Origin of the sequence: Megasphaera intestinihominis, assembly GCF_040096415.1 — a bacterium.
In the GTDB taxonomy this organism is placed as follows: domain Bacteria; phylum Bacillota; class Negativicutes; order Veillonellales; family Megasphaeraceae; genus Megasphaera; species Megasphaera intestinihominis.
Genome location: NZ_JBBMEU010000035.1, coordinates 1 through 21,925, shown reverse-complemented (window position 1 = coordinate 21,925; position 21,925 = coordinate 1). Strand labels below are relative to the sequence as shown.

Here is a 21,925-nt window from a genome sequence, read left to right as displayed (position 1 = left end):
CCCCCCCGGGCCCCCCCTACAGCGTAAAAAAGGGCTTGTCGCCGTGCGACAAGCCCTTTTTTTCAATCTATGCTTTTTTCTGTGCGGCCATGGCCTGGAGTTCTGGTTTGAATTCTTCGACCAGTTTCTTTTCGGCTTTGGCGCCTTTGGAGAGGGCGTTGTAGATGATTTCCGCCATTTCGTAACGGGTCATCGTGCGTTCGCCGTGGTATTTTCCGTCTTCGTAGCCCTGGATGATGCCGTTGCCAGCGAGTTTGCTGACGGCTTCATAAGCCCAATGGTTTTCCGGGACATCCGGGAAGTCTTTGGACATATTCGGATTGATGACCGAAAGGAGGGCATCGAGGCGGCTGGTGAGATAATCAATCTGTTTCTGCTGGGCTTTTTCCCGTTCTGTCAGGCCGTTCGTGGCATTGCGTCTTGCCTTATTGCCGCCTTGGCCGATACGGAGGGAAATGCCGCCGCCATACATGTTTTCGCCTGTTCCGAAAGACGACGAAACATTAACCATGACGTTTTCATTCGGCCGGTAGAAGGCGCCGATAGCCGTAGCCGTTTCGCCTTTGTAACCGCCGACGGCAGCTGCAATGTTCCACTTGGAATCAGCATCGAATTCGAGGGGATGCAGGTTGGCCAATGCCGCTGCGTTAGCCCCGACTTTGTCGACGCGGCTGTCCAGATTGCTGACGCGGTTTTCAACCGTGTCTACCCGATTTTCGACGCTAGCGACGCGTTCATTGGTCTGATAGAGCTGGGCCCCGTTGACAGCGTCCGTGCTGCTGGCCGAAAGGTCACCGGCTGCTACGTTGACAATCTTCTGATTGTTGGCGTTGATGCCGGTGGAATCGATGTAAGTCTTGTCGCCGATTTTGTAGGAAGAAGCAGTCATGCTGCCAGCAACCGTAGCGTTGCCACCAACCGAGAGGTCTTTTTCCATAGTGACTGCATCCTTAAAGGTGGCTGCGCCGTCGAAGGTGGACGTGCTGGTGACGTGGAGCGTATCCGTCGTCGTGCCGCCGTTTACATCGAGTCCGCCTTTAGTGACGGTTACTTTGTTGTTAAATGTAGAGGTCCCGTCGACTTCCAGCGTCTTTTCCAACTTAACTGTGTCTTTAAATGTTGACTTGCTGTTGACAGTGAGTTTAGTATCGGCTCCTTCTTTGCCAAGCGTCGTATCACCATCGACCGTCGCATTGCCGCGGACACCGAGGTCCTTCATGACATCGGCATAATCCATCGTAGCCTGACCCGTTGTGAGGGTGTTGCCGGAAATGGTGGTCTTCGTGATGCTTCCATCTTTAATGGCCGTGTTGTGGTCCGTGTTTTCAAAGGTTGTTCCACTGTCCGTCGTCGTTACCGTCGTTTTACCTACGGTATTGGTAATGGATTCGCTGGCCGTGTTGGTAATGTTCTGAGCAGCATTGGCAATGGTTCCGCCAGCAGCACTCAGGCTGATGTCTTTGGCACTCTGACTGATACCGGTACTGGTGTTGCCATCCGTTACGGCACTGCTGACCATGCCTGTTGTCGAATCTTTTATGATGTCGATGAGGGTGGAACCGTTGGCCAGGGCATCTTCCGTCTTGGTGGCCGTCTTGGTGGTGGCGCTGTACTGGGTATCGCTGGCTTTGATCAGCTGTTCCGATTTGTCCACGGTGCTGTTGGTGTTGTTGGCCTTGGTCCCGTCAGTGATGGAGGAGGCCAGGCTCATGGCATCCTGGTTCACAACGGTGGTGTTGGTCTGGCCGGCAATGGTGTCGATGGTGGTCTTCTTATCCCCATCGGTGAGCTGGGATTTTTCTTCTGCTGCGCCCCGGAGATAGGAAGCGGTCTTGCCATCGACCTGGCTCATTTCTTCTTTAGTCTGATAGGACAACTGGGTGGAAGTGTTGGAGCCGTACTCGTTGGAAACCTTGCTGACAATGGAGCTGGAAGCATCCGTTTCTACATCAATAGCCTTGTTGGTGATCTTGTTCTTTGCTTCGTTGGTGATGTTTTCTGCTGTCAGGCTGCTGTCGCCGGTCACGGTCGTGGTCTGGTTTCCGCCTACCTTGGTATCCAGGTCGGACTTGTAGTCTTCCGTGACCTTGCCGGTGACAGTGGTCTTCAATTCTCCACCAACGGTGTTGGTCATATTGCCGGTTGCTGTGTTCACCAGGTCTTTAGCCGTATTGGTGATGGTTCCATTAGCTGCGCTGTTGGTAATATTACCGGTTGCAGTATTCAGGATATCTTTGGCATTGGTTGCGACCGTCTTATCTGTTGCATTGTTTGTGATGCCGCTTTCATTCATCACACTCTGAACTGCCGAACCGTCGCCAATCTGGGTGGTTACAGATTCACTGGCCGTATTGGTAATGGTTTTTGCATCATTGGTCATCGCTTCAGCAGCTTTGTTGGAAATAGTCTTCGCTTCATTGCTGATAGTGCCGTTGGAAGCAATGTTGCTGATATTGCCATTCTCTGCTTTGTTGGTAATGCTGTCAGAAGCTGTGTTTGTCAGTTCTTTGGCATTATTGGAAATAGTGCCATTTGTGGCCGTATTGGTAATATCCGTCGTAGTCTGGGTGGAAGAAGTCGTGTTGGTTCCATCGGTGACTTCGCTGGTGATGTTATCTACTTTCTGATCCACTTTGGAGAATACCGTATCAGACGAATTAATCTGATTGAGGATTTCATCGACGTGCTGTTCGAATGTGGAAGTCTTGCCATTGGCATCATTGGTGATGACATTACTGGATTCCGTTGCATTCATCTTTTCCACATTTCTGTTGATTCCATTGGAAGCTGTTTCGGTCTTACCTTTTTCCGTCAAAGTAGAAGTGCTGGTATAGGTTTTTCCATCCGTGGTATCTACTTTGCTATTGACAGAAGTCACATTCCCGCCATGAATTTCGGTATAATTGTTTTTATCCAGTTTGCTGGAGAGCGTCTTGGCATTGAATTCACCCTGGACTTCCAAATCTTTCACAGTCGCTTTACCACTTACGTTCAGGGTACCTGCATCAACTTCTCCAGTAGTCTTGATGGTGCCAGCCCCTGCATCCAGGTCTCCACCGGTCAGGGTCAGGTTGTGCCCTGTCATGCCTTTGGCTACCGTAAGGCTGTCACCGCTCAGTACTCCGCTGGCTGTAATATTCTGGCCGGAAATGTTCCCGGTCCCTGCCACGATATCTCCGCCGCTGGTATTCAGTTTGCCGCCGGCTGTCAGGATATCGCCGCCTACGGTTTTGATGTTGCCGGATCCAGTGTTGATTTCGCCGCCAGAAGTAGCTACTTTGCCCCCATTGGTACGGACTTCCCCGCCCTGGGTATTCACGTTGCCGCCGCCGGTCTGGATGAATCCACCGTTGGTCTTGATATTGCCATTGCTGATGGTGGCCGTTCGATCGGTCAGGGTAGCGCCCTGTACCGTTCCGGTAGAAGTCACATTCCCAGAAGCAACATTGCCATCAGTATCCACCGTAAACTTCCCGTTGGCCCCTTTGATGCTGCCGTCAGCATTCATAGCCGCCTGGGCTGCCGCATAGTTATCCCCGCCAGTATAGACGCCTTTGGCATCCATCACACTGCTGTTGGTACCAACCTTGATGCCATTTTCGCTGAGGGTAATCTGGTTTTCTTTGCCTTCATTCATAACCAGGGTAGTCGCCGCTTCTTTGGAAGTGCTGACAGTCCCATCCTTGTTCACCGTGGTGGTGTTCTCTTGCAGTACATTGTTGTCACTCAGGCTCAGTCCGCCATTGACCGCTTCTGCCAGTTTGGTATCAGCTGCCACACGGCCTGCCAATTCATTGGCATCAGCCTGGCTCAGGGCGTTGAACCCATCCACCATATTCTGGTTGACCTGCTGGATGACCTTATCCTGGGCTGCATCTGCACCCAGCCGAGCAGCCGTTTCGTCTGCCAGACCTTTATCCAGCAGCGCCACGTTTTCGCCAATGGTATTGGCGGCTCTCACGATAGCCCCATCCTGTACGGCGGCATCGTCCTTGCTCACATAGTTATCAGATGTCTGTTTTTCCAGATATTCCTTCACATTGGTGATCCGGGTATCCAGAGCCGTATCGGCAGCTTCCCGGGCAGCAGCTTCAGCGGCATCTGCCTTTTCCAGATTCGTCACAGAGTATTTCCGTTTCAGTGCTTCTTCATTAATGGCATCAGCATTGGCTTTGACCTGCGTATCCAGCGCATTCAGGTTCTCGCCCACAGATTTAAAAGCATCAACATATGCCCCATCCGTCGCTTGAATATTTTCACCTATCGAAAGGAGTTCATTTTGAACTTCCTTACTAAATTTTTGAATATCTTTCTGCAGGCTTTCTTGCCCTTTATCTATCCCTTCTTTGGTATAAACTTCTACTGCCGTAGTAGAACCAGTGCCAACCGGTTCCACCATTATGGTGGCATCCGCTGCATAGCTAAACCCTCCGACCGGGAGGAGTATGAGGGCCGTGATGGCGGCCAGGGCCAGGCGTCTGGTCTTATCGCCTGTGCTGGAGGCCTTGGTATGGCCTTTGGCTAATTCCGATGCTACGACGTAGCAATTTCTTGATTTACTCCAGATGACTTTAAATATCTTATTCATATTTTCGCACCATTTCTGTATAAAAATTTGACAGGGACCTTAATTTTGCGTACAAAAATAAAAGGTACCGGAAATGCTGAAATTTTTGGGATTTTTATGCGTCTTTTTGGAAAATGAATTTGAAATAATCTTCCTGGAACTGGGCGATATTTTCGTTTGGCCAGGGGGATTTTGTGCCCCTTCACTTCGATGTACTCACTCTTTATGATGTGAATTGCAGACTGGTTGACGATATAACCTTTTCCGGGAGAGACGAACTGGCCGGGGACGATGGATTCAAAGGTCTGCAGCAGGGCTGACAGGGATTGGCGCGTTTCCAACATGGAGCCGTCATAGGTGTGGACTTGCTGGACATGGCCGTTGCTTTCGATGAAGAGCAGGTTGTTGACTTCTTCGACCTGGATGCCGCCGCCGACGAGGCGAAAGATGATCTTTTTGCTGTGCCGCTGGCGTATCGTGTCCATGACCCGGTCCATGGCCTGGTCGAATTGTTTTTGTGTAAACGGCTTGGTCAGGTAATGGGCGGCCCGGACGTCGAAGGCTTCGACGGCGAATTCGTCACTTGTCGACAGGAAGATGATTTCGGCTTGACTTTTCTGTTTTCTCATTTCACGGGCGATATCGGTTCCCAGCAGGCCGGGCATGCAGATATCCAACAAGATGATGTCGAAATCTTTCCTTTCTTCCACGGCGTCTACAAAGTTCATGGCGTTGTTATAGGCGTATATCTCGATATTCGAGGCTTTGTTCTGGTAATAAGTCTGTACGGCTGTTTTCATGATTTCCAACTGGTCTTGTAAATCATCGCAGAGGGCAATTCTCAACATAGGTACCTCCTTTCTGTTCACGGTAAGGGAACAATCATCCTTTTGCAAGTGTATTATAACTCGTGTTGATGCTTAAAAATTCCTCCGTGACATGAAATGTACTTTTTTTGGCATAAACGGAATAGGCCCTGATTTTTTTTATACAATATCAAGTACATTGCTATTATTCTGTAATTATCCTATGAAATTTAAGTTTTGACTCCAAACGTCACTTTATTTTGCCGAATTCCGTATAACTGGAAAATGCTTGAGGTCTATTATGCTTCCGTATACAATTTACTGGCATATTAATGTGACTGAGAAACGCCATTGCATCGCGTTCCTAAATATGGTATGATACGGCCGAGGCAAAAGATAACATCACGTATCGTGAGTTATACTTTTTTCGGATATTTTTCAAGATGGTTTTTTCATCTGCTTGGATCTGCTTTGGACCGAGACAGAAAGGATGGCTCATCATTTGTTGGTAGTGCTGAAATACGTGGGATTTTTCACAATTTCGCCTGCCAGTATGGACGTTTGTCGCTTAGACACCTTTCGGTCTGTGCCGGAAGGTGTTTTTTTTGTTTCTTTTGCCCCAGATTCTCATAGGGAGGTTTTTTTATTGAAAAAGTGTTGTGATTTTCTGGTAAACAACATGGCCATTTTCGTCGTCCTCATCGGTATTGTCGGCGCCGTATGTGGCCCCAGACCTTGCAATGGGTCGGCCCGTACGTTGGCTGGCTGCTGGGGATTGTCATGTTCGGCATGGGCATGACCCTGACTGTACAGGATTTCAAGACCGTCTTCAAGCGGCCGTGGGAAGTCCTCATCGGCGTCGTCGCTCAGTTCCTCATCATGCCCTTCGTGGCCTGGGCCCTGGTACGCCTCTTTGCCCTGCCGCCGGAACTGGCCATTGGCGTCATCCTCGTCGGGACCTGCCCGGGCGGGACGGCATCGAATGTCATCTCTTATCTGGCCAAAGGCGACGTCGCCCTGTCTGTCTCGATGACCATGTCGACGACGCTCCTGGCGCCTATCGTGACGCCGGCCCTGACCTGGTTCCTGGCAGGCGCCTGGATCCATGTTTCCTTCGTATCCATGATGATTTCCATTGCGGAAATGGTCCTGGTACCGGTCCTGCTCGGTTTGGCGGCTCATCATTTCTTCGCCCGCGGCGTCGAAAAAGTCCTGCCGGCCATGCCCGTCGTATCGGTAGCGACTATCGTCATCCTCGTCGGCTGCGTTGTATCCCTCAGTGCATCGCGTCTCTTTGACGTCGGCCTGCTCATGGCGGCTATCGTCATCTTGCACAATGTCTTTGGCCTGGCCCTTGGCTATGGCATGGCCAAATTGTTCCGCCTCGATTCGCGTAAATCCCGGACCGTAGCCATCGAAGTGGGCATGCAGAATTCCGGCATGGCTGCGTCTTTGGCCGTCTTATATTTCAACCCGGCAGCGGCCATTCCCGGCGCTATTTTCAGCGTATGGCACAATATTTCCGGGTCCATCGTGGCCAATTTCTTCTCGCGCCGCGATGAAAAAGCCGAAGAAAAGGCTCGTGCCCTGTCTGTCGATAAATCGAGTGTTCCTACTCATTAATTCATATTTCAAAGGAGTCTTACAATCATGAAAATTTTCCGTACTGTCAAAGAAATGCAGGCATTTGCTGGTGAACAGAAAAAGGCTGGTAAGGTTATCGGCCTGGTCCCGACTATGGGTGCGCTCCACGAAGGTCATCTGACCCTGATGCGGGCTGCCAAGGCCAAATGCGACGTCGTCATCGCTTCGGTCTTCGTCAATCCGACCCAGTTCGGCCCGAACGAAGACTATGATGCTTATCCGCGTCGCTTCGATGAAGACTGCCAGAAATTGGAAAGCGTCGGCGTCGATGCCGTTTTCCATCCGGAACCGTCGGAAATGTATCCTGAAGGCTACTGCACCTATGTCAATGTCGACGGCGACATTACGCATAAACTCTGCGGGGCTCAGCGGCCTATCCATTTCCGCGGCGTCGCTACGGTCGTCACGAAATTGATGAACATTACCCGCGCCGATGAAGCCTTCTTCGGTCAGAAAGACGCCCAGCAGGTCGTCGTCGTCCGCCGTTTCGTCAGCGACCTCAATATCCCGGTCCACATCAATATGGTCCCCATCGTCCGCGAAGAAAGCGGTCTGGCCCGGAGCTCGCGCAATGCTTACCTTTCGCCGGAAGAAAAACAGGCGGCCCTGGTTCTGTCCCGCAGCCTGCGCAAAGCCAAAGCCGCTTATGAAGGCGGCGAAAAGGATGTAGAAACACTGAAATCCATCGTGACCAAGGAAATCCAGTCGGAACCGATGGCTTCTATCGACTACGTCGATCTCTTCTCCTTCCCGGCCTTGAAACCGATTGCGACGGTCGACCAGGAAAGCCTGTTGGCTATCGCCGTCCGCATCGGCAAGACGCGTCTCATCGATAACGTCATCTTGGGCTAAGGAAATCTTCACATTATCTTCACATTTCCTCCACATCTTTTTCGCACCCCTCTGGTATAGTAGAAGCATAAACAGAGGGGTACTACAAAGGAGGTTTTCGTGATGAAGAAAAAAATCTTAGCCGGATTGGCTGCACTCGTAGTGATTGCCGGTTTTTCCGCCTTTGCAGCGACACCAGCTGCTTCAGATGGTTCATCGTCAGGGACTTACGGCCCGGGCTATACGTGTTATGACAACGGTAACGGGTATTGCCGGGGACCGCGTGCCTGCTATGATGACCAGGATAACTGCTATACTGGAAATGGCTATTGCCAGGGACCGCGCCGCGGCTGCCGGGCTGATGGCCAGCGCGGTTGTCAGGGCCGTCAGGATTGCCCTGCCTATAGCGCTCAACAGTAAGCCGTTCTAATCAAAGTGGGAAAACAATATGGTAATGACTCACTACATGGAACTCTTATCGCTCTATGAACCTTGGTTTTTGATTCTCTTCATGCTCGTACCGATGGTACTGGCCGAAACGATTTTGGCTGCCGGTGCTTTTTCCTTGCTCTACAAGGACAGCCGCAGTGAAAAATGGGACAGCCTGAGCCACGTCTGCGGCCTCATCCTGGGTGTCTTCTTCATCGTAGCTACAGTATACATCGTCACATCCTACGTGCCGACTATCCAGTGGCGCGGCCCGATTGATTACATTTCTATCTGGGCCTATGTCCTGGGCGTCATCCCGGCCGTCCTCATCCTCTTGCAGGAATTGGGCATCATCTTTAAGGGCCTCGATACAACGGCAAAAATCAAGAAACACATCGTCCTCATGATTCTCTTCGTCTTGTTCACCCATTTAGCCATGGTCTTCGGCATGGCCGACCCGCAGCTCGCAGGCTACGTCCCGCCGAAACAGAACATGCAGATGAACGGCAATATGCCTATGGACCACAGTCAGATGGACCATAGCCAGATGAATCACGACCAGATGAACGGTCAAATGAATGGTCAGATGAATAACAATAACGGCCAGATGGACCACAGCAAGATGTAGTTTCGTGGCTAGTGGCTAGTGGTTCGTGGCTTCGTAGGGGCCGTCCCAGAGGGCGGCCCGCCTCTCCTGTTAGGAGAGGTGGCCCGAAGGGCCGGAGAGGTTTAACCTCTCAGTCAGCTGTAGCTGACAGCTCCCCTATAAGGGGAGCCATTATACGAGCCACGAACCACTAAAAAGGGCTTGTCGCACGTGCGGCAAGCCCTTTTTTCATGCTATAATTGATGTAAAAAGGGGTGAACACGATGGACTTAGCGCAGCCGATTTTAGAGGGCATCATCGCTCTGGCTAAACAATACGATATTCAAAAAGTCATTCTTTTTGGCTCCCGTGCCCGTGGCGATAATTGGGAACGCAGTGATATTGACCTGGCTGTCTGCGGTGGAAATGTCACGCGGTTTTCTCTCGATGTCGACGAGGTCATACCGACGCTGCTCATGTTCGATGTCGTCGATTTAGATGAACCGGTCCAGCCCGAACTACGAGCCGCTATCCAACGGGAAGGAGTTGTTATATATGAAAAAGTATGAGAATTTCTGCAAAGCCTTGAATAACCTCAAAGAAATACCGCCTTATTCGACGGTCGTCCAAACGGGAATGGTTTCCCTTTATGAAATCTGCTTTGAACAGGCTGGGAAAGCCATGAAAGAAGTATTGGAAAACAATGGCTATAGCCAGCATAAGATAGGGTCACCGCGGGCGATTATCAAAATGGCTTATCAGGCCAATCTGATTGACGATGAGGATTGCTGGCTGGAGGCGTTGCGGGACCGGAACAATGTAGCCCATTCTTATAATGAAGAAATTGCCAATAATATCATCAAGGACAGCAAGGAAAAGTACATCGCCATGTTTGAAGAGTTGCAGCGGGAAATAGAAAAAAATTGGTTGTGAAAATGATCGGGAGGTGGAATTTTGCGAACGAATTCGATTTTGATCGTCGATGATGATGAAAAACTCTGTGCCCTGCTGCGGTCCTATTTCGAGCAGGAGCGGTTCATGGTCTATGTCGCCTATGATGGCATGACGGCGTTACATACACTGCGCACCCAGAAGCCGCAGATCATGCTCCTCGATTTGATGATGCCCGGCATGGATGGCTTCGAAGTCTGCCGCCGCATCCGCCAGTTCAGCGATATACCCATCATTTTTCTGTCTGCCAAGGATGATGAAACGGACCGCCTGGTCGGCCTCAACATGGGCGGCGACGATTATGTGACCAAGCCTTTCCACGTCAAGGAAGTCATTGCCCGCGTCTACAGCCTGTTGCGGCGGACCCGTGGTGAAGTACTGCAGCAGACGACGTCGTATACCATACGGGACCTGACTATCGACAAGGAAAAATTTACCGTCCTGCGGGGACAGCAGCCCATTGCCCTGACGCCGACGGAATTCAATCTCCTGCTGGTCCTGGCCTCGGCACCGGATCGGGTATTCAGCCGTATGCAGCTCGTGGATAAAGTACAGGGCGGCTATGGCTTTGAAGGCTATGAACGGACTATCGACACGCATATCCGCAATCTGCGCAAGAAACTGGAGCCCGACCCGGCCCATCCGACGTATATCCTGACCGTATACGGGATCGGTTATAAATTCGACGGAGGGAATCATGAAGAAAGCTGACAGCATCGTCATCCGCCTGACCGGGATGGTCTTTATCCTGATTTTCCTGACTATCGCCATCCTGCTCATCCTGGTCAATAATCAGATGGACAGCCATTTTTCCCAGTATTTGAATAACATGTCGCAAATGATGGGAAACAGCCATCAGGGCATGGGGATGATGCACGGCATGATGCATGGGCCGGCGGAAATTACGTATATATCGGCTGTCCACCGGTCGCTGCTGTGGGTCGGCCTGGTCATGCTGGCCGTCAGCGTCACCATCAGCTACTTCATTGTCCGGGAAATCATGCGGCCTTTGTCGGCCCTGACTGACGCCGTCCAGAAGGTCAAATCCGGCACGTATGGCCAGACCGTACCCGTCGAGCGTCATGACGAAGTCGGGACCCTGACGGAGACTTTCAACGATATGTCCCAGGAACTGGCGAAAAACGATAAGATGCGGCGCCGCCTGTTTGCCAACATCGCCCATGAACTGCGGACGCCCCTGGCCATCTTGCAGGGCAATCTGGAAGGCATGATCGACGATGTCATCCCGACGGATAAGAAGGTCCTCCTGTCCATGGAAGATGAGACGTTGCGCATGGGCCGGCTCATTCAGGACCTGCGCGACTTGTCGCTGGCCGAAATCAACGAGCTCACCCTCCATAAAGAACCTTATGATATCAACGTCCTCCTGGAACGGGCCGTGAGCATGCTCCAGCCTTTATGCGACGAAAAATCCCTGACCGTCCATTTGGACTTGGCCAGGGATTTACCGAAAGTATCCATCGATATAGACCGTATCAATCAGGTCATTTATAATCTGCTCAACAACGCCATCCGCTATATCGAAGCGGGATGTATGATTACCGTTTCGACGCAGGTCGTCACCGTACAGGGCCGGCCTTATGTGCAGGTCCAGATCGCCGATACGGGCAGCGGCATTGCCCCAGAGGATTTACAGCATATCTTCCAGTATTTCTACCGCAGCGAAAAATCGCGGAGCCGCAAGAGCGGCGGCAGTGGTATCGGCCTGGCTCTGGCCCGGCAGTTCGTCCGCAGTCATGGCGGCAGGATATGGGCGGACAGCGAAGTCGGCAGGGGGACGACGTTTACTTTTATTTTACCAATTCATAGCCAGCGTCGGCAATGACTTTGGCAAAGGCTTCCGTCGGGATGTCTTTGCTGGCCGTGACGTCGGCTTTTTTACCTTCCAAGTCGACAGTGACAGCCGTGACGCCGTCCATGGCTGCCAATGCATCGTGTACGTGTTTCTGGCAGTGCTGGCACATCATGCCTTCGATTTTCAATGTTTTTTCCATCGTTTCATCCTCTTCTTTCTTTGGTGTAGTGAGATTTTGTAATGTATATCCAGCAGTAGTGATGACTTTTTTGAAGTCTTCTGCGGAGATAGCTTTGTCAGCCGAGACATCGGCTTTTTGGCCATCGAGGTCGACGACGGCATCAGTGACGCCGTCCATGGCTTTCAGGACTTTCGTGACCGTAGCCACGCAGTGCTGGCACATCATGCCTTCGATGGACAGGGTATAGTGATACGGAGCCGGAACGGCTGCCACTTCGGGAACCGGCGTTTGCGTCGCTGCCTGTGCAGCTTTCGGGCTACTGGTTTCCGGCGCCGATGTTTCACGTGAAACATCGGTACTGTGCGTCGTCTTGAAGAAGCGCAGGCGCAGGGCGTTCATGCAGACCGTGAAGCTCGACAGACTCATGGCAGCGGCGCCGATCATGGGATTGAGGCGGATGCCAAAGGCCGGATAGAGGACGCCTGCAGCTAGGGGGATGCAGATGACGTTGTAGAAGAAGGCCCAGAACAGGTTTTCTTTGATATTCTTGATGACAGCCTTGCTCAGGCGGATGGCGCTGACGGCGTCGAGGAGGTCGCTGCGCATGAGGACGGCATCGGCGCTTTCGATGGCGACGTCGGTCCCGGCACCGATGGCCATGCCCAGATCGGCTTTGGCCAGGGCCGGCGCATCGTTGATGCCGTCACCAATCATGGCGACTTTATGGCCTTCGGCCTGGAGGGCGGCGATGTGTTTTTCTTTATCCTGCGGCAGGACGCCGGCGATGACCTGGGGAATATGCAGGCGCTGGCGGATGGCTTCGGCTGTGCGCTGGTTGTCGCCTGTGAGCATGACGACGTTGATGCCCATTTTGGCAAAGTCGGCAATGGCTTCGGCGCTGGTCTCTTTTTCGACGTCGGCTACGGCGATGATACCGATGATTTCTTTGTCGTCAGCAAAGAGGAGCGGCGTCTTGCCGTCGTCAGCCAGGGCATTGAGGCTGGCCGTGATGGCTTTGGTGTCGATATGGGCTTCGTCCATGAGGCGCGTGTTGCCGGCATAATAGGTCTTGCCGTCGATGACGGCCTGGACGCCGCGGCCGAAGAGGGCCTTGAAATCGCTGGCTGTCCTGCCGGTCAGCTGATGGTCGCCGGCATAGGTCGTAATAGCTTCGGCCAGGGGATGTTCGCTGCCTTTTTCCAGGGCTGCAGCGATGGCGACGAGGTCTTCTTTCGTGCCTTTCAGGGGAAGGATATCCGTGACTTTCGGACGGCCTTCGGTAATGGTACCGGTCTTATCCATGACGACCGTGTCGATGGCATGGGCCGTTTCCAGGGCTTCGCCGGATTTGATGAGGATACCGTTTTCAGCCCCTTTGCCAGTGCCGACCATGATGGCGACTGGCGTAGCCAGGCCCAGGGCGCACGGGCAGGAGATGACCAGGACGGAGATGGCCGTCGAGAAGGCGAATTCGGCGTCGACGCCCATGACGAAGTACCAGATGAGGCCTGTAATGATGGCGATGGTGATGACGGCCGGGACGAAGTAACCCGAAATGGTATCGGCCATCTTGGCGATAGGTGCCTTGCTGGCACTGGCTTCATCGACGAGCTTGATGATCTGGCTGATCGTCGTGTCGTCGCCGACGCGGCGGGCTGTGATGTGGATGAAACCCGTCTTGTTTATCGTAGCCGACGTGACTTTATCGCCGACTTGTTTTTCTACAGGGATGCTTTCGCCAGTAATGGCGGCTTCATCGACGCTGGTCGTCCCTTCAGAAATGATACCGTCTGCCGGGATGCTTTCACCCGGACGGATGACGATTTCATCGCCGACGACGAGGTCTTCGACGGGAATGACCGTTTCGACGCCGTTGCGCAGGACCGTGGCCTGTTTCGGCGCCAGGTCCATCAATTTTTCGATGGCCGTACTGGTCTTGCCTTTGGCGCGGGCTTCGAGGTATTTACCGATGTCGATGAGGGTGACGATCATACCGGCCGATTCAAAGTACAGATTGGTGCTGTACTGGGCGACGAGGGCCCAGTCGCCATGGCCCATGCCCCAGCTCATGCGGAAAATGGCGAAGACGCCGTACAGGGCAGCTGCCATGGAACCCATGCCGACCAGGCTGTCCATGTTCGGGGCGCCCTGGAAGAGGTTGCGGAAGCCGTTGACATAATACTTGCGGTTCAAGTACATGATCGGCAGGATCAGTAAGAACTGGGTAAAGGCGAAGGTAATGGCATTTTCATCGCCGTGGAAGACATACTGGAAACCTTCCGGTACGGGGATGCCGAACCATTCGTAGAACATGTGGTGCATGGCGATGTACATGACCGGGATGAGGAAGACGATGGACCAGATGAGGCGGTGCTTCATGGATTTCATTTCTTCCTTGGCTATGTCAGAGGCGCTCTTTTGCGGAGCGCCGGCCTGTTTCTGGCTGCCGCCTTCGGCCGGGCTGGCTCCGTAGCCGGCGTCGACGACGGCCTGGATGATGTCTTGCTCGCTGACGACATTTTCATCGTACGAGGCCTGCATACTGTTGGTCAGCAGGTTGACGCTGGCCTTGTCGATGCCGTCCAGCTTGTTGACGGCTTTTTCCACGCGGGACGAGCAGGCGGAACAGCTCATGCCTGTGATGTTGAATTTTTCGTGCTTCAACGGACTCACTCCTTTATTTCATGAGTTTCTGAAGGGCGCAGACGAGTTCATCGACGACTTCGTCTTTGCCTTCACGGATGTCGTGGACGACGCAGGACTTGATATGCTGGCCCAGGAGTTCCTTATTGAAAGAATTCAATGCCGACTGGATGGCACTGACCTGAGTCAGGATATCAATGCAGTAGCGGTCGTCTTCGACCATCTTTCGCACACCCCGTACCTGGCCCTCGATGCGGTTCAGGCGGGAAATGAGCGATTTATACTCTTTGCCCTCTTTGTTGCGATACTTATGTTTCTCCGTATCGCAGCAGGGACAGACTTTCTTTTCGTCCATAATTGAGTTCTCCTTTCATTTAAATACCCCTATGGGGTACATTGATATAATATACCGATATGGGGTATATGTCAAGGGGGTTTTAGCGGTTAGTAGTTAGGGGCTAGCGGATGGTTTTTAATTTGTAGGGGCGACCGCGTGAGGCGCCCGCTCCGGAATATGCATGATTTCCTAATCAGTTTGCCAGGAGAATCATCCCAATTCCTAACGGGTCGCCCACGGACCCCTACGAACGCTAACCGCGGATTGTTAAAAAAAGGACTACGTATGATGATATAAGCTCTCATACGATAGTCCTTTTTCTGTAGGGGCGTCCGCCCCGGGATTATGCGATTTCACTGTAGGGGCGACCGCGTGGGGCGCCCGCTCCGGAATATGTCTGATATCCCAATCAGTTTGCCAGGGGAATCATCCCAGTTCCTAACGGGTCGCCCACGTGCGACCCCTACGGTGCGGCCATGAGGCCGCCACGAGCCACTAACACTAACCACTAACCACTAACCATTAAAAAAAGCTGCCGCAAAGCGACAGCTTTTTTACTCCTATTTCAACAATGCTTTTACAGCTTCTGTTTCATCCGTAGCGTTTTCAGTACCGGAGATGATGGCACCCTGGACTACGATGCAGTCGAGGCCTTTGTCCTTGCGGACCTGTTCGACTTTGGAAACGACGTCTTTTTCAATGGGGACGATCAGTTTGTTTTCCAATTTGCTCAAGTTCTGAGCCAATTCACGGCCGAGGTTCTGGCGTTCCTGGTCGGTCTTCATTTTCGGAGCTTTTTTAGCGAACTGTTCGTTAGCGTCTTTAACGGCAGCCTGCATCTGGGCGCTGACTTTCGGGAAGTCCTTATGGGACTGTACCAATGTATCGAAGTTGACGACACCGACGCCGGAAGCAAAGGCCGACGAAACAGCGACGAGGCTCATCATTCCCATAACGGCAAGGGATGCTAATTGTTTTTTCAGTTTCATAATGTATTCCTCCTGTGCCGCAGAGCGGCTGAATTACTCTTTCTTACTATGGTTCTATTCGTATATTATAACAAACTTACCGATAAAGTACAACCTGCACAGAATCAGGCTTTTTCGTCGTTGCCTTCTGCTTTGTCTTCTTCATCGTCGTGAATATAAATGTATTTGTCTTTTTTCATCTTGTCGATGATTTCCGGTGCCATGGCGATGAGTTTTTCAAAGGCCGAAGCCTGGTAGCCATCTTTCTTGATGGAGAACATTTCTACCCGGTCCCCTTTGATGACCAGGATGGCAGCTGGTTCCATCTTGGCACCGCCGCCGCTGCCGGCACTGCTGCGCCCGTTTTCGGTCTTGCCGTTGACGCCGCCGGACCCGAAGCCAAAGGTGACGTCTACGAACGGTACCAGGATGGCGTCACCGATGTGGACGGCCTGGCCGACGACGGTTTCGACTTTGATCATTTCTTTGAAACTTTCAAAAATTTGTTCCAAGTTGTTCTTGATGTACGAGTTATCCATGTTGTTCCTCCTTGTTCACAGCGTGCCACTCAGCCCATAAACGGCGTACAGGCCGGGAGGCGGCAAAGGCGGCTGTAAACAGAAGCAGCACTGCCGGATATAGACGGCCCGAAGCACGGACGGTACAGTCATACTGTTCCTCTACGAAATTGAATTGTAAGTCTGTGACGCTCCCCGGACAGATGGCATAGAGGGCACCGGCCAGCATCCCCGTTTCATGCGGTTCAGGGAGGCCGACGATGCCGGTCAGGGTGAAGCGGCGGATTTGGCCGTGGCCGAGCAGGCGCGACAGCCAGGTGAAGAAAGCCGCTAAAAAGTCGGCATTGAAGAAGCTGGCTAAGAACCGGCGTATGGGCGGTTTCTTTTTTTTCGCTTCTTTCGCGTCACTCTGTGCTGGGGCATCCGGCCCTTCCTGGCGGAGCAGGTCTTCATACGTGAGGCGCTGGCTTTCTTTTTCCAGTTCGTCCCAGGCCTTTTCTTCCTCTTCCGCTGTAGGGAGCGGCGGTTCGACAGACTCTTTCACGGCAAGGCTGCGCTTCCAGCACATATGCAGTTCATGATGCGGCTCCTCGCCCAGCGTATAGGACCAGGATGCATCGGCCAATTTCCGGCCCCATCGGCCCTGGCCTTCGATGTGGAAAGGCGTCCCGATATGGATGGTAAGGGCGTAGGAGACGGGCAGGCAGAGGATGAGCAGTATGCAGCTGAATAAGATGGCAAGGATGACGATGATTGCCATAGGGCAGCCCCCTTTTGTGAAAATAATCCGTTACTTTTATTTATTCGATGAACTCGGGGCGATTTCCTCTTTTTTAGGCGTCTTGTTTCGCTTTTTCTTGTTTATTGAAAATGCAGTCCACATCTTCGGCACCGAAGCAGCGGGAACAGGAAATGCACAGGGCCGGTTCGGTATCGCCCGATTTCCAGCGGTTCGGCAGGTCCGGCTGGCGCAGGTAGGGACGGCTCATGGACACGAAAGCCAGGTCTGTCGATTCCAGTGTATCTTCGATATCTTCGACCTTGCGGAAACCGCCGACGACGCCGACATCGATTTTGTCTTTCAGCATAGCTGCGGCTTCAGAGGCATAGGCTTTGAAATACATCGGTTCCTTTGTGCGGCGGATAGCCCGGATCGGGCCCTTGCGCGGCAGGGACGATGTGTTGCCGCCGCTGACTTCGATGGCGTTTACACCCATGTCGGCCAGCCAGGTCATGACCTGCTTGCTTTCTTCAAAGGTCATGCTGCCGTCTTTCATGAAATCGGCACAGTTCAATTTGACCCAGACCGGATAATCGGCGCCGACGGCCTGGCGCATGGCGGCGACACATTCCAGGAGGAAGCGGGCCCTGTTTTCCAGGCTGCCGCCGTAGGCATCGGTGCGGGTGTTGAAATGGGGCGACAAGAACTTGCTGGCCAGGTAGCCGTGGGCGCCGTGGAACTGGACGCCGTCGAAACCGGCGGCCTTGGCTCTGGCAGCGGCTTTGGCGACGGCTTCCGTCAGTTCGTGGATCTGGTCGACTGTCAGGGCCTGCGATTCCTGGGTCCACTTGCCGACCTTTTCCGTAACGCCGCTGGGGCTGATGATAATGCGCGTTTCCCCTTCCGGGATTTCCGGCAGGAGGATGGCGGACCCCATGACGACGAGCTGGGCGATGATTTTTCCGCCGTGCTGGTGGACGCGGTGGACGACCTGGGACAGCGGGGCAATACATTCATCATCGTCGATGCGGATCTGGCAGTGCTGACGCGGTTCCATTTTGGTAGTAGCCATCATGCCGGTAATAATGATACCGGCACCGCCGTCGGCCAGATTTTCATACATTTGGGCCAGCTTTTCTGTCGGAAGGCCGTAGTTCCCCATTCCTTCAAAGGTAGCAGAACGGACAAGGCGGCACTTCGCTTCAATACCGCCGATGTGACATGTATCAAATAACATGGTAGAAATCTCTCCTTGGTAATAAAAAATGAATTTCAGTTTATCCCGAATATTATACAATATTTGAGGAAATAAGCCAATGCATTATTTGAGGAAATAAGCCAATGCATTATTTGAGGAAATAAGCCAATGCATTGTTTTTTGAACATTTGGGAGTTCATTTTAAAAAGGGCTTGTCGTCGTGCGACAAGCCCTTGGCTATTCACTTATTGGGATCATCAGGAGATTTTTTACCTGTTTCTCGTTCATATTCATCGAAATCAATTTTGCTTTTTGAACCGAGTTCCAATGCTTTTTTATAGTACCATTCTTTAAAATCCAGCTCTTCCATGTAGTACTGCAGTTGTTCAATCTGATCCAGGACAAACTGACGCTGCTGGCGGATGAGGGCTGACGCTGCTGGCGGATGAGGGCCTGCCGTTCTTTCAGGCTTTCATCGCCGCGCTGAGCCAGTTCGGCATATTCGCGGATGCGCTTGATGGGCATGCCCGTATTTTTCAGGCAGGTCAGCAGGTGGAGCCAGCGAATATCCATATCGCTGAAGAGACGGATACCGTTTTTCCGTTCTACCTGGGGCAGCAGCCCTTCTTTGTCATAATAGCGGATGGCAGACGGACTGATACCAGTCATCTGCGCCGCTTGTGAAATCGTATAAGACATAGTTTATCTCCCTTATTTTAAATACTGCCGGTAGAAGGCTTCGATTTTGTCGAAGGGAATGACATCCATTTTATAATACAGGTCGGTGTGTACGGCATCGGGGATGATCAGCAGTTCTTTGTTGTTCCCTTTCAGTTTCTTGAACGCGTCTTCGCTGAAGTAGCGGGAGTGGGCTTTTTCCCCGTGGATCATCAGTACGGCGCTTTCGATTTCATCAGCCCGGGACAGAAGGGGCATGTTCATGAAATCGAGCAGGGAACTGAGAGTTGCGCCTGTGGTGGAGCCGAAGGACCGGGGGCTGTAGCCGCGTTTTTCCTGGTAGTAGTCATGATAATCCTTGACGAACTGTGGCGTATCGGCTGTTACTTCTGTGGGGACACCGCCGGCCATTTTATAGGTGCCATTCCGGTAATCTTCTGTGCGCTGGGCGCTGATGGCTTTGCGGGCTTCCATCCGTTCTTTTTTTAGGGTTGCTTCATCTTTTTCATAGTCGAAATAGCCATTGGCGATGACCCGGCTCATGTCGTACATGGTAGATATGACCGTAGCTTTGACGCGCGTATCCATGGCAGCATCATTCAGAGCAAAGCCGCCCCAGCCGCAGATGCCGAGGATGCCGATTTTTTCCGGGGCGATGTTATTGCGGGTGGACAGGTAATCGACGGCGGCAGAAAAATCTTCCGTGTTGATATCCGGTGAGGTCGTGTTGCGCGGTTCGCCGGCGCTTTCCCCGGTAAAGGACGGGTCGAAAGCCAGGGTGATGAATCCCCGGGCCGCTAATTCCTGGGCATAGCGGCCGGAAACCTGTTCCTTAACGGCACCATAAGGACCGGCTACGGCAATGGCAGCGAGTTTTTCACCTTGTTTCATATTTTTCGGCGTATAGAGGTCGCCGACTAACGTAATGCCATAGCGATTATGGAAGGTAATTTTTTGGTGAGCGACCTTCGCATTTTCTGGAAACGTCTTGTCCCATTTATTGGAAAGTGTTGCAGCGTCAATGGTTTCAGCCGGTGCTTTCGATGGAGCTGGGGCCTGGGCGGCATAACTGCTACCGGCACCTGCGCCGATGATGAAAAGAGAGCTGCACAGGGCAGCGAATACCATATTTTTCATGATGCGTTTTCTTAATTTCATAATTATAGGCCTCCTGTCAGAAAATTTATAGCTCATTTGTATTTCATGGCCTAAGCATAAACCTTAAAGGTAACTTTAAGTCAAGGGTTTTCTTTAGCGTGATTTCTTTATAACCCCCAAAACCTTTTGAGTTCATTGACAAAATGGGCTTAAATGATATACTTCTAGTAGAAGTAGTGAATTTTTGCAATTGAAACACGAAAGCCCCTGGAACTGCCATTCCAGGGGCTTTCTCTATGGTTTAAAACTATCCGCTAACCACTAACTGCTAGCCCCTAACCCCTAACCCCTTAAAAAGGATTGTCGTCATGCGACAGCTCCTTTTCTGCTCCTTTTGTAAAGAAATATGTTTTTAGTTGGCTTCACTAAGCGACTATGATATAATATAAGTGTTTGTTAATTTTACAATTCACGAAGGGATGTTGAATACATGGCTACAGCAATGGTAATCGGAACCCAATGGGGCGACGAAGGTAAAGGTAAGATTGTAGATTATTTGGCCCAGAAGGCCGATGTCGTCATCCGCTCCCAGGGTGGGAATAACGCCGGCCATACGGTCGTCGTCGACGATAAGTCCTTTGCACTGCGTCTTTTGCCGTCGGGTATCCTCTTTTCCGACAAAACTTGCATCATCGGCAGCGGCGTCGTTGTCAATCCGAAAGTCCTCCTTGAAGAAATCGAAGGCATGACCTCCAAAGGCGTGCAGATCAGCAAATTGGAAATTTCCACGCGTGCGCATGTCATCATGCCGTATCATATCCGCATTGATGAAGAAGATGAAAAACTCAAGGGCGACGCTAAAATCGGTACGACGAAGAACGGTATCGGACCGTGCTATGCCGACAAAGTCAACCGCGTAGGCATCCGCATCGGCGACCTCATGGACCGCGATGTCTTTGCCAAGAAACTGCGCATCAATATTGACCTTAAAAACCGTCTCTTTGAAAAATATTATGGCTGCGAAGGCTTCGATTACGATGAAGTCCTCAAAGAATACCTCGGCTATGCCGACCAGATCCGCCAGTATGTCAAGGATACGAACTACTCGGCGAACCTCTATGTCAGTGAAGGCAATAAAGTCCTCTTTGAAGGGGCACAGGCTGCTATGCTCGACCTCGACCATGGTACATATCCCTTCGTTACCAGCTCCAATCCGACGGCTGGCGGTGCCTGCACTGGTTCCGGCGTCGGTCCTCGCCGTATGGAAAATATCGTCGGCGTCGTCAAAGCCTATACGACCCGCGTCGGCGCTGGCCCGTTCCCGGCAGAACAGCTCAACGAAGTCGGCGAATATCTGCGCAACACAGGCCATGAATTCGGCACGGTTACCGGTCGTCCCCGCCGCTGCGGCTGGCTCGACACGGCTGTCGTCAAATATGCAGCCATGCTGAACAGCCTCGATTACCTGGCTATTACCCGCCTGGACATCCTCGATGACCTGGATACTATTAAAATCTGCACGGGCTATAAATATAAAGGCCAGCTCTTGAAAGAATATCCGGCCAGCCTCGACGTCCTGGAAAACGTCGAACCGATTTATGAAGAAATGCCGGGCTGGAAAGCAGACATCTCGAAATGCAAATCCTATGATGAACTGCCTGAAGCTGCCCGCCACTATGTCGAACGCATCAGCGAACTCACAGGCGTTCCCCTGGGCATCGTCTCCGTCGGCCCGAACCGCAGCCAGACGATCATCCTCAAAAAGATTTTCTAAAAACAACTGAATTACACCATAATTGTGAAAAGGGGCTGTCGCATTAAGCCATTTCGGCTTTGTGCGACAGCTCTCTTTTTTTATTCTATTTCATCGTTCTATTCTCTTTTTTTAGCTAAACGTAAAAAAGGTACACGAAACAGACCGGCCATCCAGTCGGCAAAAAACGTGTGCCTTTG

At 52.0% G+C, this 21,925-nt stretch carries 19 protein-coding genes; 9 read left to right on the top strand and 10 right to left on the bottom strand.

Annotated elements, in window-relative coordinates:
• Positions 1-67: 67 nt before the first annotated feature.
• Both WMO23_RS07095 and WMO23_RS07090 read right to left on the bottom strand, forming a co-directional pair.
• A complete protein-coding gene (locus WMO23_RS07095) occupies positions 68-4,588 on the bottom strand; it encodes an ESPR-type extended signal peptide-containing protein (RefSeq protein WP_349173647.1) in 4,521 nt (1,506 codons plus the stop codon).
• Positions 4,585-5,415 carry a LytR/AlgR family response regulator transcription factor gene (locus WMO23_RS07090; protein WP_349173645.1) on the bottom strand — a complete coding sequence of 277 codons (831 nt, stop codon included), beginning with the start codon at positions 5,413-5,415 and terminating at the stop codon, positions 4,585-4,587. Before WMO23_RS07090 ends, WMO23_RS07095 begins: the two co-directional genes overlap by 4 nt.
• A gap of 678 nt (positions 5,416-6,093) precedes the next feature.
• Between WMO23_RS07090 and WMO23_RS07085 the strand changes: the two genes are divergently transcribed.
• From WMO23_RS07085 to WMO23_RS07050, 8 genes are all read left to right on the top strand, one after another.
• Positions 6,094-6,996 carry a bile acid:sodium symporter family protein gene (locus WMO23_RS07085; protein ID WP_349173643.1) on the top strand — a complete coding sequence of 301 codons (903 nt, stop codon included), beginning with the start codon at positions 6,094-6,096 and terminating at the stop codon, positions 6,994-6,996.
• A 27-nt stretch (positions 6,997-7,023) separates the two neighbouring features.
• Positions 7,024-7,869 (top strand): pantoate--beta-alanine ligase, encoded by an 846-nt coding sequence (gene panC, locus WMO23_RS07080; RefSeq protein WP_020310288.1) that lies wholly within the window; start codon positions 7,024-7,026, stop codon positions 7,867-7,869.
• Positions 7,870-7,971: 102 nt separating this feature from the next.
• Complete coding sequence (locus tag WMO23_RS07075) at positions 7,972-8,268, top strand: hypothetical protein (protein WP_020310289.1); 297 nt, start codon at positions 7,972-7,974, stop codon at positions 8,266-8,268.
• A gap of 28 nt (positions 8,269-8,296) precedes the next feature.
• Positions 8,297-8,905: a DUF6803 family protein gene (locus WMO23_RS07070; protein WP_349173641.1), complete on the top strand. Its 609-nt coding sequence runs from the start codon at positions 8,297-8,299 to the stop codon at positions 8,903-8,905.
• Between the two features lie 242 nt (positions 8,906-9,147).
• Entirely contained in the window at positions 9,148-9,432 is a 285-nt protein-coding gene (locus tag WMO23_RS07065) for a nucleotidyltransferase domain-containing protein (RefSeq protein ID WP_020310291.1), read from the top strand.
• A complete protein-coding gene (locus WMO23_RS07060) occupies positions 9,419-9,796 on the top strand; it encodes an HI0074 family nucleotidyltransferase substrate-binding subunit (protein ID WP_301876957.1) in 378 nt (125 codons plus the stop codon). Before WMO23_RS07065 ends, WMO23_RS07060 begins: the two co-directional genes overlap by 14 nt.
• A gap of 21 nt (positions 9,797-9,817) precedes the next feature.
• Complete coding sequence (locus tag WMO23_RS07055) at positions 9,818-10,525, top strand: response regulator transcription factor (protein ID WP_292108391.1); 708 nt, start codon at positions 9,818-9,820, stop codon at positions 10,523-10,525.
• Entirely contained in the window at positions 10,512-11,660 is a 1,149-nt protein-coding gene (locus WMO23_RS07050; RefSeq protein ID WP_292108390.1) for a sensor histidine kinase, read from the top strand. Before WMO23_RS07055 ends, WMO23_RS07050 begins: the two co-directional genes overlap by 14 nt.
• On the opposite strand, the gene WMO23_RS07045 is transcribed toward WMO23_RS07050, so the two are convergent.
• From WMO23_RS07045 to WMO23_RS07010, 8 genes are all read right to left on the bottom strand, one after another.
• The gene (locus tag WMO23_RS07045; protein WP_292281653.1) at positions 11,626-14,475 is read right to left on the bottom strand and encodes a heavy metal translocating P-type ATPase; all 2,850 of its coding nucleotides are present in this window, start codon (positions 14,473-14,475) and stop codon (positions 11,626-11,628) included. The genes WMO23_RS07050 and WMO23_RS07045 overlap by 35 nt on opposite strands.
• A gap of 13 nt (positions 14,476-14,488) precedes the next feature.
• Entirely contained in the window at positions 14,489-14,809 is a 321-nt protein-coding gene (locus tag WMO23_RS07040) for a metal-sensing transcriptional repressor (protein ID WP_020310295.1), read from the bottom strand.
• Positions 14,810-15,351: 542 nt separating this feature from the next.
• Positions 15,352-15,780, bottom strand: a complete 429-nt coding sequence (locus WMO23_RS07035; RefSeq protein ID WP_020310296.1) for an OmpH/Skp family outer membrane protein — start codon at positions 15,778-15,780, stop codon at positions 15,352-15,354.
• 104 nt (positions 15,781-15,884) lie between these two features.
• On the bottom strand, positions 15,885-16,298 hold the full coding sequence (locus WMO23_RS07030) for a GerW family sporulation protein (RefSeq protein WP_349173637.1): 414 nt from the start codon (positions 16,296-16,298) through the stop codon (positions 15,885-15,887).
• Complete coding sequence (locus WMO23_RS07025; RefSeq protein WP_292108388.1) at positions 16,291-17,037, bottom strand: hypothetical protein; 747 nt, start codon at positions 17,035-17,037, stop codon at positions 16,291-16,293. The genes WMO23_RS07030 and WMO23_RS07025 overlap by 8 nt, the downstream gene beginning before the upstream one ends.
• Before the next feature lie 73 nt (positions 17,038-17,110).
• Positions 17,111-18,235: an NADH:flavin oxidoreductase gene (locus WMO23_RS07020; protein ID WP_020310299.1), complete on the bottom strand. Its 1,125-nt coding sequence runs from the start codon at positions 18,233-18,235 to the stop codon at positions 17,111-17,113.
• A 198-nt stretch (positions 18,236-18,433) separates the two neighbouring features.
• Positions 18,434-18,895 (bottom strand): MerR family transcriptional regulator, encoded by a 462-nt coding sequence (locus tag WMO23_RS07015; RefSeq protein WP_292298269.1) that lies wholly within the window; start codon positions 18,893-18,895, stop codon positions 18,434-18,436.
• A 12-nt stretch (positions 18,896-18,907) separates the two neighbouring features.
• On the bottom strand, positions 18,908-20,032 hold the full coding sequence (locus WMO23_RS07010) for an alpha/beta hydrolase (protein ID WP_296818952.1): 1,125 nt from the start codon (positions 20,030-20,032) through the stop codon (positions 18,908-18,910).
• 430 nt (positions 20,033-20,462) lie between these two features.
• Here WMO23_RS07010 and WMO23_RS07005 point away from each other — a divergent pair, with 430 nt between their 5' ends.
• A complete protein-coding gene (locus WMO23_RS07005) occupies positions 20,463-21,746 on the top strand; it encodes an adenylosuccinate synthase (protein ID WP_296818955.1) in 1,284 nt (427 codons plus the stop codon).
• The last annotated feature ends 179 nt before the right edge of the window (positions 21,747-21,925 follow it).

What these genes read in the sequence shown, in the direction of transcription:
- WMO23_RS07070 (WP_349173641.1), top strand. Translation starts at nt 8,297, where the DNA reads ATGGTAATGACTCACTACATGGAACTCTTATCGCTCTATGAACCTTGG.
- WMO23_RS07090 (WP_349173645.1), bottom strand. Translation starts at nt 5,415, where the DNA reads ATGTTGAGAATTGCCCTCTGCGATGATTTACAAGACCAGTTGGAAATC.
- WMO23_RS07015 (WP_292298269.1), bottom strand. Translation starts at nt 18,895, where the DNA reads ATGTCTTATACGATTTCACAAGCGGCGCAGATGACTGGTATCAGTCCG.
- WMO23_RS07005 (WP_296818955.1), top strand. Translation starts at nt 20,463, where the DNA reads ATGGCTACAGCAATGGTAATCGGAACCCAATGGGGCGACGAAGGTAAA.
- WMO23_RS07025 (WP_292108388.1), bottom strand. Translation starts at nt 17,037, where the DNA reads ATGGCAATCATCGTCATCCTTGCCATCTTATTCAGCTGCATACTGCTC.
- WMO23_RS07075 (WP_020310289.1), top strand. Translation starts at nt 7,972, where the DNA reads ATGAAGAAAAAAATCTTAGCCGGATTGGCTGCACTCGTAGTGATTGCC.
- WMO23_RS07010 (WP_296818952.1), bottom strand. Translation starts at nt 20,032, where the DNA reads ATGAAATTAAGAAAACGCATCATGAAAAATATGGTATTCGCTGCCCTG.
- WMO23_RS07050 (WP_292108390.1), top strand. Translation starts at nt 10,512, where the DNA reads ATGAAGAAAGCTGACAGCATCGTCATCCGCCTGACCGGGATGGTCTTT.
- panC (WP_020310288.1), top strand. Translation starts at nt 7,024, where the DNA reads ATGAAAATTTTCCGTACTGTCAAAGAAATGCAGGCATTTGCTGGTGAA.
- WMO23_RS07095 (WP_349173647.1), bottom strand. Translation starts at nt 4,588, where the DNA reads ATGAATAAGATATTTAAAGTCATCTGGAGTAAATCAAGAAATTGCTAC.
- WMO23_RS07030 (WP_349173637.1), bottom strand. Translation starts at nt 16,298, where the DNA reads ATGGATAACTCGTACATCAAGAACAACTTGGAACAAATTTTTGAAAGT.
- WMO23_RS07020 (WP_020310299.1), bottom strand. Translation starts at nt 18,235, where the DNA reads ATGTTATTTGATACATGTCACATCGGCGGTATTGAAGCGAAGTGCCGC.
- WMO23_RS07040 (WP_020310295.1), bottom strand. Translation starts at nt 14,809, where the DNA reads ATGGACGAAAAGAAAGTCTGTCCCTGCTGCGATACGGAGAAACATAAG.
- WMO23_RS07060 (WP_301876957.1), top strand. Translation starts at nt 9,419, where the DNA reads ATGAAAAAGTATGAGAATTTCTGCAAAGCCTTGAATAACCTCAAAGAA.
- WMO23_RS07035 (WP_020310296.1), bottom strand. Translation starts at nt 15,780, where the DNA reads ATGAAACTGAAAAAACAATTAGCATCCCTTGCCGTTATGGGAATGATG.
- WMO23_RS07085 (WP_349173643.1), top strand. Translation starts at nt 6,094, where the DNA reads ATGTGGCCCCAGACCTTGCAATGGGTCGGCCCGTACGTTGGCTGGCTG.
- WMO23_RS07065 (WP_020310291.1), top strand. Translation starts at nt 9,148, where the DNA reads ATGGACTTAGCGCAGCCGATTTTAGAGGGCATCATCGCTCTGGCTAAA.